This is a genomic window from Erwinia sp. MYb416 (assembly GCF_037479575.1).
Taxonomy (GTDB): Bacteria; Pseudomonadota; Gammaproteobacteria; order Enterobacterales; family Enterobacteriaceae; genus Erwinia; species Erwinia rhapontici.
Genome location: NZ_JBBGYT010000203.1, coordinates 1 through 681 on the forward strand (window position 1 = coordinate 1; position 681 = coordinate 681).

A 681-nucleotide genomic window follows, 5' to 3' on the forward strand; every position below is an offset into this window, starting at 1 on the left:
TATTTTTATTTGTGATTTCTGTTTTACCATCCGCCGATTTCGCAACGCGAATATCCACACGCGGAAAACCTTTAGGATAGTCAGCAGCGTTATAAACCAAGCCATCTTTTTTAAACTCAGCCTCTAAGCACTCCCCCCAGTGCCGCCCCCCCTCGTCAGCACTCAGATAGTTCTCTTTTTTAAAGTATGTAGTCTTTAAGCAAATTATCGCATGAAAGTGAGGGTGAGCCTCGTCGCTCCCGCTCTTGCCTCTTGTGATTTCAGTAGAACGAATGCCACCCACAACGAAACGAAACGCCTTACGCTGGAACATCTTAGCGTAAGCACGAGACATACATAAAAGGACAGAACGAAGGTTTTTTATCTTCGGGTTTTTCACAGTGAAAGTAATGAAAAGATATTTACCATTTTTAAAGTTTAAAGTAAGTTCTGGTATTATTTCTTTCATCTTCTCTTGCCATATAAAAGCCTTTATTCTTTGGCAGTTTTGACAATGACGAGATCGGCAGCGATGAGTAAATATTGTGTGAGCTTTTCCATTTACTGAAACAATATAACGTTGCTGGGCGCAGTTTAACGAACGTTCACCACGTTTTGTTAGCGTTTCATTATCTTCAATGCGTCCGCGAATAATAAAGCTATTCGCTGTTTTAAAACTTTCTTTTTTACGATCTGTTATTC

The 681-nt window shown here is 39.9% G+C and carries 1 protein-coding gene; it reads right to left on the reverse strand.

What is annotated here, in order from left to right; genetic code table 11:
- Positions 1 to 681: protein rep (locus WH277_RS01890; RefSeq protein WP_339504071.1), on the reverse strand; the 681-nt coding region annotated here is incomplete at both ends.